Below are 8,147 nucleotides of genomic sequence, written 5' to 3' on the forward strand. Positions count from 1 at the left end.
TGGTGACCCGACTCGGCATGAGTGATCTCGGCCCTGTTGCCCTCGAAGGCGGCAGCCAGGAAGTGTTCCTGGGCCGCGACTTGATGTCTCGCAGTGATGTGTCGGAATCGATCTCCCAACAGATCGATATTCAAGTGCGCAACATGGTGAAGCGTTGTTATGACGAAACCGTTGAGATCGTGGGTGCCAACCGCGAAGCCATGGATCGTCTGGTGGAACTGCTGATCGAAAAGGAGACCATGGATGGTGATGAGTTCAAGGCTGTTGTGACTGAATTCACTGCTGTTCCGGAGAAAGACCGCACCGTCGTCACCCTAGACTGAATACTTGGCCCAGCAACAAAAAGCCCCCGTCTGTTCAAGTGTTCAAGACGGGGGCTTTTTTATGAATTGGATTTCTTCTTGCGTCGACGGCAACGCTCAGAGCAATACACAATCTCGTTCCAGCAATTCCTCCAGGCTTTGCGCCACTCAAAGGGGCGATCGCAGACCGGACAGATTTTGCTGGAACAATTGTTTTTAGCCCCTCCCTTCTTCAAACGACAGCCTGAACACGTCGCTTGTCGATCACCGAATCAATCAACCCGTAATTCACCGCTTCGGTGGGTGACATGAAGAAGTCACGGTCAGTGTCCTGTTGGATCCGATCCAGAGGTTGCCCCGTGCGATCAGAGAGCTCGTTGTTGAGACGATCCTTCAGGAAAAGAATTTCGTCCGCCTGAATGCGGATGTCGCTGGCTTGGCCTTGGGCACCTCCCAGCGGCTGGTGAATCATGATCCGGGAGTGCTGCAAGCTGCTGCGCTTGCCCTTGGTGCCGGCACAGAGGAGGAAGGCTCCCATGCTCGCTGCCAGGCCAACACATACCGTGTGCACATCCGGTTTGATGTGCTGCATCGTGTCGAAGATGCCGAGGCCGTCGTAGACCGAACCACCAGGCGAGTTGATGTAGAGGTAAATATCTTTCTCAGGGTCCTCAGCTTCGAGGAACAACATTTGGGCCACGATCCGGTTGGCGGAGTCACTGGTGACAGTCTCACCAAGGAAGATGATTCGCTCGCGCAGAAGCCGGGAATAAATGTCAAAGGCCCTTTCTCCCCGGCCGGACTCCTCAATCACAATGGGGATCATCTGAGCATCAGCAGGGTCGAGCAATCCTAACGGCGATGTCTGCGGCGCTAGGGTTCCGGCCATTCATTCTTGGACTGCACGTTGGCCGCAAGTCAGACCATCGCCGACAGCAAACGAGCGTTTCATCAGGCCTTTCCCCACGTCATTGCGCCGCTGTACCGCCGCCTTGCTGATGAGCTGCTGGTGGAGCTGCATCTGCTGAGCCATCAAAGTCGATTTGAAATCAACGAGCTTTTCAGCGTTGGGCTCTGCACCGTGTTTGACACCTTCACCAAGGGCTACCGGCCAGAAGCGCAGACCGACGCACTGTTCAGTGCCCTCTGCAGCAGCAATAGCAATGGCTTCGACGCAGCAAAGCTGCGCAAAACCAACGCTTCGCTAGTTGACCAGGCCAAAGGCAAGGATCTCGAGAGCCTCAAAAGTTGGCTGTCGTCCTACAGCCTCAAAGAAGGCAGCCACTACTCGCGTTTGATGGCCGTTGGACTGATGAGCCTTCTCAAGGCGGCCGCAGCGGATGCCACCAGCTCGGAAACCGAGGCTATTGTTAAACAGAGCAAGGAACTCGCCGTAAGCCTTGGTTTGCCCACCGACCGCGTCGAGAAGGACTTAATGTTGTTTGGCTCCAACAGTGAACGGATGGATCAGGCCGTGGAACTGGTGGAAGAGACGATCGCTGCCGAGAAGCGCAAGAAGGAACGTCGTTTGGAAGAGCAGGCTCAACGCACGTCCAACTGAAGGCGAAGCCATCCGGGCTGTTGCTACTTCGGCAGTGCTGTCATCTCCAGCTCCAGTCATCCACCTTGATTATGACCCTGGGGATCAAACCAAACATCAGCGACACGGTTTGAGAGCCGACCATCCGGAAACAACAGGGGGTGTTGCACCCGTTGAAACCCACGCTTCAACAAGGCGGTTGCAACGGCATCAAGACTTCGCTTGGTCATGTCGATTTGACCAGCAGCCAGCATCAACCTGGCTTGAATCGCAGCCTGGAAGCGACCAGCCTCCAGCTGGTCCATCCGAACAATGACAGGTGCATTGAGCAGAACGTCGCGCGACTCCTTCGGCAGTCCATACCGGCTGTCGAGTTGTTTTGCGAACAGTGAATTATTGAACAAGGATCCCAGCAGCTGCTGCAGGGAAACGCTGTTGAGCTCCAGATAGGCCGACGACGGATCGAAGCGAACGAAATTGGCTTGGTGTTTCGCGTGGTCAGCCGGCAGGGACGCGAAAGGTCTGGAGGCCACAGGTCCTTTAGCCATCAGACGATCGCCCTGCAGCGCAACACGCAAACAGCCGTGCGACACGCTCGCCAAGGCAGGAAAAAGGGAACCGCTGATCGAGGCCAAGCCTGAGGGTTGCCACTGAACGGCCGTTCCGCTGGTCAGCAGCCCTACTCCAAGATCGAAGTCTCCCGTCGCTTCAGCGACGGGAGTTAATCAAAACTGCTGCGGTGCAGTTCATCAGAAAACAGCAGATCCAGAGGAGATGAATGCGATGCGGACGGAAGAGCCAGAAGAAGTTCACCGTCGTCCGGCCAGATCAGCCACCAGTTCCCGCGACCATGACGGGCCCAGCGATCAGGGGCTGCCGAAGGACCAAGCCGCTTCCGCCAGACCTTCGGCACCGGTGCAGAGGGGTCAGCCTCAAAACTCTGAACCAATCGTACCCGCCGACTGATCTCAAACAGCTCTGCTGTTCCAGGGCGATTCAGAGAAGACGTCTGCAGGCTGAACGTGCCAAGCAGCAGGGCGGGCAAAAAAAAGCACAACCCCAGGAGAAGAGCTGTGAAGGGATGATGTCCAAGTTCGCGTCGGATAAACGCAATCAGGAGGAAGACTTGGTTGAACCTTGACGGCGTCGACGATCTCTCCATTCAATCGTTGAGAGATAGATCACGGCAACGCTGACGAAGACAAGAAGCACAGCGGCCGTGACCGCCAGGGTCTGGCTGAGAAGGGGTGCGTCTTGAAGCACAGACTTCGATCAGAAGTTCAGGGTGCCGTCACCGTTGCGTCCCCAGACGACCATGGCGATGGAGAAACTGAACATAGCGGCCAAGGACGCCCAACCCAGAGTGAACAACATGTGCTTGACCACTTGACTGTTGGGATCCTACCTAGGGTTCGGCACTTTTTCGTCCATCCAGAGGCAACTGTCATGACCAGCTCCAGCCCCGGTTCATCAGCAGTGCTGGAGCGTCAGGGAACAACCCAGCGTTACCCCCAGGCTCGCGTGATCGTTCTGGACGACGATGTGAACACGTTCCAGCACGTGGTGGATTGCCTTCGCAAGATCATTCCCGGCATGAGTGAGGACAACGCCTGGAACCTCGCCAACAGGATTGATGGGCAGGGTTCGGCTGAAGTATGGTGCGGCCCCCTGGAGCAGGCGGAGCTGTACCACCAGCAGCTTCAGGCCGAAGGATTAACGATGGCCCCTCTGGAACGCTGCTGAGTTAAGCCGCTGGCTTGCGGCTGGCTTTGGCGAGGCGCAGCAGATCAGCCACCTGCAGGCGCTGCATCTGCTCGTCCATCACGAAACGCACCACACGGCCAGGGCACAAGGCCAGGCCCCGAACCTCCGTCCCGTGCAACTCAGCGGTGAGCATGCGGGCCTGGGGGCCGCATGCGTCTTTCAGCGGTCCGCTGATCGCATGGCGGAGAGCGTCAACTGATTTCAACATCACAGCTCCGTAGCGCTCTCTCTGGCATAGCCAAAGTGGCTAATTTTCACCAGTTCTCGGGTTTTCGTTCAGCTTTGGGCCGGGTCGTCATCACCCACAGCACCTATGTGGACGGCTTGATCCCCTGGCTGGAGGCCTTGTCCCATGAGACGGATATCCAGACGATCATCCCTGCCGTGATCAGCCGTGTGCGTGGCCGCAGCCCCGAGCTGCAGCTGCGGGTGTCTACCCCGATCAAGGGAGGGTACAAGCTGGTGGCCCGCAAGGGGACATCTGCCCAGGAAGTCTTTGTGGTGACGTCGATGAGTCGACCTGACCTGGAACAGGCGGTTCTGCATCACCGCCCCTGAGAGGATTGGCCTGGCTCGAACGCGGGATCCCGACAGGCCTGAGGATGACCAGCAGCGACGCTGGGTTCACGGGCACAGAGATTCGCCCAATCGGAGCGACGGAAACATTGGGGAAGGATGGCCCGGCATGCAACTTCAGTGTTATCCGGCAGAAAGGAGACAGCCTCAGCTGCGGAGCCCCCAGAACAATCAGCAAGCAACACGCCGGCCGTCAGCCCGAAAACAGGTGAGAGAAATGAAGACAAAACTGACACTCAACCAACTCAATTGGAGAACGAACTGGGTTCAACTGTTGGCTCCAGCATCATTGCATCGACCAGATCTCTTGCCTGGATCAATGCACAATCGCATCAATCATTAGCATCAGATGCAGGAATTTTGAATTCCATAAATAGAGCCTCTGCATCAGCATAATCTTTCTTTTCGTGCAAATAAAAAACCTGAGCTTTCCACCAATCTCAGGTTTCCATTTGGATGAGTTCATCCAGGCGTGGATCACGCATCGCAGCAATGCAACCAATCAAATGCTAAGGATAGACAAAGCAATGACAAGCTCTGTTCACACAACAGTAAGCATCACCGACTACGCAACGGCACAGGGGTAACCTTTGAGATCTGCAGCAATCGAATCATGCCCCTAGAAATTGCCGTCAAACGAGGACAACAAACAACGGAGAGTATGGGCTGCTTCGACGACCTTGAAGACGCTTTGACCGAATTCAACGAATTGATCAACCGCCGAAACTGGCATCAGAGCGTGACCACCATCGCACTGACCGACACCGACAAAAACAAATGCCTTGCCCAGTACGCGCTGCAAGAGTTCAACCATTCCGAGAGCTAGACCTACAAAGCCGATCTACCCCAATCCAGACAAAACGAATCTAGAGTCCGGCTCAAACAAGAGTCACAGCATGAACGGAAAAATTCTGGTGATCGGCATCGGTTCGTTCTTCCTTTTATTTTTTGTGATTGAGTCTTCACTGATGCGAGGCTTGGCCAACTAAGAAGTTTGAATACTTTTAGATAGCAACAAGTGGCAAGGAAAGGGGGGTCACTTAGAGAGGCAAATCTCAAACTAAAAATTTCATAGATATCTACGTTCAAACTTAAGAATATTGATTTTCTGATGGCTTGGAACGCATTCAAGGCATCAACCTAGTCAAAACATTGAAGAGGGTGAACCACCATGCCGTGCGAGCCCCAGTGGTCGACCTGGAAGAACCAGAAGGGGCGACAAAGTGGGGGTTTCGTTTCCGGCTACATGGCCGGTCTACGTCACCGTCACGACAGTCTCCCCAAGTCGAAAGAGAGTCAGATCAGAGCACTAGAAAAAGGCCGTCACCAACACAGCAGTTCGCTACAAAGCCTAGACCTGACTCTCGCCTTCGAGGGGCCAGATCCGGCGAATGGCGGCAAGTGCTGACTCGGCCTCATCACGCCGCTTCGAAACCGTATTGCCCTCGAGCAGCAGCGTCACATGCCCCAACTTGCGCCCCGATGTTTCCGGTGACTTGCCGTACCAGTGCAGGTGAACACCTGGAATCTCTTCAAGCGCCTTAAGCCGCCGATCCAGGGGAGTATGGCGCTCCGGATCCAGGCCCAGAAGGTTGACCATCAAGGCACCGCAGCTTTTGAGCTCGGGATCAGGCACAGGCAGACCGGCAGCGATGCAGAGCTGCTGATCAAACTGACTGCTGGTGCAAGCCTCGATCGAAAAATGACCAGAGTTGTGGGTGCGTGGGGCGATCTCATTCACCTGAAGGCCGGCTGGCCCGTAGAAGAACTCCAGAGCCAAAACCCCCACGTAGCCGAGCTTCGTCATCAGCGATGCAGCAACGTTGTAGGCCAAGGCCGCCACTGAAGGATCCACCGGTGCCGGCGCAAGAACCCAGTCACAAACCTGCTGGTGCTGGTGGGTCTGCACCAGGGGGAAATGACGTATCCGGCCACGCTGATCACGGCTGACCACGAGGGCCAGCTCCAACTCGTAGTCCACCCAGGATTCCAACAGCCAATCATCGGCCGGGGCCGCCCGCAGCAACTGCGCAAGGGCATCGATGTCGTGCAACACCACCGTGCCCTTGCCGTCGTATCCCCCGCGGGAGGCCTTGGCCATGACGGGGAAGGTCCAACCCTGAAGAAGCGCAGGTTGGGCCGGTGAAATCAGGCTCAGCGGACACCAGAGCGGGCTGGGAATCGCCAGGTCGTCCAACAACTGACGTTGAGAGAGTTTGTCGACCAGGGGCGAGAGTGCAGCCAAGGAGGGCTGGAAACGAACCCCCTGCTGCTCCAGCGGCAAAAGGGCATCGATGTTGACCCACTCGTTCTCAAAGGTGATGCCGTCACAGCCCACCACCAGCTCCCGCGTCCCAGCCACATCTCTCGGATCTGCTGTAACGAGACGCGAGGCCAAGCCAGCGGCGGGATCCGCTGCATTGGATGTTTGAACGGCGATCGGAACCTCGCGTTGCGCGGCGGCCTGCACAAGCATCCGTGCGAGCTGACCACCCCCCACAACGCCGATCATCGTGTCCGAGCTGATTTCTGCAGCTTGCCATTTTGCAGGGTCGATGACAGCGTCAGATCAGCGACCGATCGCCGGCAAAGGCCAACCGGATCATGGTGAACAGCAACACCAACAGGAACAGGGCCAGGCCCAGGGTGCAGGCGTAGCTGATCTCCAACTCGGCAAAGGCCTGGTCGTACACGTAATAAACGATGGTTCGCGTGGCATCAGCAGGACCTCCCTGGGTCATCAGGAACACCTCCTCGAACACCTTGGTGGCCGCGATCGACGACACCACAGCAACCAGGGTCACGTAGGGCCTCATCAAGGGCAGGGTGATGTCGAGATGCTTTCTCCAGCCCTCGCTGCCATCCAGCTCCGCTGCCTCGTAGAGCTCCTGAGGAATGCCCTGCAGACCCGCCAGGAAGATCACCATGTAATAACCCAGTCCTTTCCAGAGGGTCACCAACATCACGGCAGGCAGGGCCAACTGCGGCGTGGTGAGAAAAGCAATCGGGCTGAAGGCATCACCGAGCAGGGCGCTCAACCATCCATTGATCAGTCCGTTCTCGGCATACAGCCAGCGAAAGGCGATTGCTGCAACAACGATCGACACCAACACGGGGGTGTAGAAAGCACTCCGCAACAGGGAACGACCGGGCAAACCCTGATTCACCAGCACCGCCAGCGCCAGCGCCCCCAAAACGATAGGCGGCACCACACCGATCAGATAGAAGAAGGTGGTGACCAACACCTGCCGCGCCATCGGATCTGACAGCAAGCGCTCCAGATTGGCCAAACCCACAAAACGCAAGGGCTCACTGACATCAAGCCCGGTGGCGGTGAAGCTCATCACCAGAGCCATTAAGGCTGGCACCAGCACCGACACACTGATCAGCACCACCGCCGGCAGCAGGAACGCCCAGGCCAAAAGGGAGTTGCGCACTGATCTCTCGCGCACAGGACCAGCGACACTGTTGTGAGAGTAGGTGGGTTCCAACGGTTTCATGACCACAATCACCCCGTTGCATCACATCCGCGTTGCGCTGGAGCGCAATCCCTACGAGGTGGTGATTGGAGACGGCGGCCTGGCCAGGCTTGGTCAGCAGATGCTGGATGCCGGGGTGCGGCCTGGTCGGCGAGTGCTGGTGGTCAGCAACCCGGATGTCGCCACCCCCTATGGCGACGCCTGCCTGAACAGCCTGAAAGAGGCAGGTTTCAGCGTGGAGCTGTTGGTGATTGACGCGGGCGAACACCAGAAGACACCCGCCACGGTGGCGGAGATCCACGATGCGGCCTACAACGCCAAGCTCGAACGCAGCTCCTTGATGGTGGCCCTCGGCGGCGGCGTTGTGGGGGACATGACCGGTTTTGCGGCAGCCACCTGGCTGCGGGGCATCCAGGTGGTGCAGGTGCCCACAACCCTGCTGGCCATGGTCGATGCGTCGATCGGTGGCAAGACCGGGGTCAACCA

The 8,147-nt window shown here is 57.2% G+C and carries 13 protein-coding genes, 1 other RNA gene and 1 pseudogene; 6 read left to right on the forward strand and 9 right to left on the reverse strand.

Annotated elements, in window-relative coordinates; translation table 11 throughout:
* A pseudogene (locus tag ACGVJ8_RS11100) lies at positions 1-323 on the forward strand (cell division protein FtsH); the annotation flags it as partial.
* A gap of 59 nt (positions 324-382) precedes the next feature.
* Here ACGVJ8_RS11100 and ACGVJ8_RS11105 read toward each other — a convergent pair.
* Positions 383-538 carry a DUF2256 domain-containing protein gene (locus tag ACGVJ8_RS11105; protein ID WP_392348101.1) on the reverse strand — a complete coding sequence of 52 codons (156 nt, stop codon included), beginning with the start codon at positions 536-538 and terminating at the stop codon, positions 383-385.
* Positions 535-1,128 carry an ATP-dependent Clp endopeptidase proteolytic subunit ClpP gene (clpP, locus tag ACGVJ8_RS11110; protein ID WP_392348122.1) on the reverse strand — a complete coding sequence of 198 codons (594 nt, stop codon included), beginning with the start codon at positions 1,126-1,128 and terminating at the stop codon, positions 535-537. The genes ACGVJ8_RS11105 and clpP overlap by 4 nt, the downstream gene beginning before the upstream one ends.
* Before the next feature lie 81 nt (positions 1,129-1,209).
* Between clpP and psb29 the strand changes: the two genes are divergently transcribed.
* Positions 1,210-1,863, forward strand: coding sequence for a photosystem II biogenesis protein Psp29 (psb29, locus tag ACGVJ8_RS11115; protein ID WP_392348103.1), 654 nt, complete (start codon positions 1,210-1,212; stop codon positions 1,861-1,863).
* 56 nt (positions 1,864-1,919) lie between these two features.
* Here psb29 and ACGVJ8_RS11120 read toward each other — a convergent pair whose 3' ends face one another.
* The 3 genes from ACGVJ8_RS11120 to petN form a co-directional block, all read right to left on the reverse strand.
* Positions 1,920-2,390: a hypothetical protein gene (locus ACGVJ8_RS11120; protein WP_392348105.1), complete on the reverse strand. Its 471-nt coding sequence runs from the start codon at positions 2,388-2,390 to the stop codon at positions 1,920-1,922.
* A 173-nt stretch (positions 2,391-2,563) separates the two neighbouring features.
* Positions 2,564-2,887 (reverse strand): hypothetical protein, encoded by a 324-nt coding sequence (locus ACGVJ8_RS11125; RefSeq protein WP_392348107.1) that lies wholly within the window; start codon positions 2,885-2,887, stop codon positions 2,564-2,566.
* A 227-nt stretch (positions 2,888-3,114) separates the two neighbouring features.
* Positions 3,115-3,216 carry a cytochrome b6-f complex subunit PetN gene (gene petN, locus ACGVJ8_RS11130; RefSeq protein ID WP_011364412.1) on the reverse strand — a complete coding sequence of 34 codons (102 nt, stop codon included), beginning with the start codon at positions 3,214-3,216 and terminating at the stop codon, positions 3,115-3,117.
* Positions 3,217-3,288: 72 nt separating this feature from the next.
* On the opposite strand from petN, the gene clpS reads away from it, so the two are divergent.
* The gene (clpS, locus tag ACGVJ8_RS11135) at positions 3,289-3,585 is read left to right on the forward strand and encodes an ATP-dependent Clp protease adapter ClpS (protein WP_011364413.1); all 297 of its coding nucleotides are present in this window, start codon (positions 3,289-3,291) and stop codon (positions 3,583-3,585) included.
* A gap of 1 nt (position 3,586) precedes the next feature.
* Here the strand turns inward: clpS and ACGVJ8_RS11140 are convergent, their stop codons facing one another.
* Positions 3,587-3,814: a hypothetical protein gene (locus ACGVJ8_RS11140; protein WP_392348110.1), complete on the reverse strand. Its 228-nt coding sequence runs from the start codon at positions 3,812-3,814 to the stop codon at positions 3,587-3,589.
* 74 nt (positions 3,815-3,888) lie between these two features.
* Between ACGVJ8_RS11140 and ACGVJ8_RS11145 the strand changes: the two genes are divergently transcribed.
* A complete protein-coding gene (locus ACGVJ8_RS11145) occupies positions 3,889-4,164 on the forward strand; it encodes a DUF2103 domain-containing protein (protein ID WP_392348112.1) in 276 nt (91 codons plus the stop codon).
* Positions 4,165-4,654: 490 nt separating this feature from the next.
* Positions 4,655-5,008, forward strand: a complete 354-nt coding sequence (locus ACGVJ8_RS11150; RefSeq protein WP_392348114.1) for a hypothetical protein — start codon at positions 4,655-4,657, stop codon at positions 5,006-5,008.
* 333 nt (positions 5,009-5,341) lie between these two features.
* On the opposite strand, the gene ssrS is transcribed toward ACGVJ8_RS11150, so the two are convergent.
* From ssrS to ACGVJ8_RS11165, 3 genes are all read right to left on the reverse strand, one after another.
* Positions 5,342-5,526: non-coding RNA, 6S RNA (gene ssrS, locus ACGVJ8_RS11155), on the reverse strand.
* 7 nt (positions 5,527-5,533) lie between these two features.
* On the reverse strand, positions 5,534-6,694 hold the full coding sequence (locus ACGVJ8_RS11160; RefSeq protein ID WP_392348116.1) for a 5-(carboxyamino)imidazole ribonucleotide synthase: 1,161 nt from the start codon (positions 6,692-6,694) through the stop codon (positions 5,534-5,536).
* Positions 6,695-6,746: 52 nt separating this feature from the next.
* On the reverse strand, positions 6,747-7,619 hold the full coding sequence (locus ACGVJ8_RS11165) for a carbohydrate ABC transporter permease (protein ID WP_392348118.1): 873 nt from the start codon (positions 7,617-7,619) through the stop codon (positions 6,747-6,749).
* Between the two features lie 61 nt (positions 7,620-7,680).
* Here ACGVJ8_RS11165 and ACGVJ8_RS11170 point away from each other — a divergent pair.
* Positions 7,681-8,147, forward strand: a 467-nt coding sequence (locus tag ACGVJ8_RS11170) for an iron-containing alcohol dehydrogenase (RefSeq protein ID WP_392348120.1), incomplete at its 3' end; no start/stop codon positions are given.

The organism is Parasynechococcus sp. (assembly GCF_042954245.1).
Lineage (GTDB): Bacteria > Cyanobacteriota > Cyanobacteriia > PCC-6307 > Cyanobiaceae > Parasynechococcus.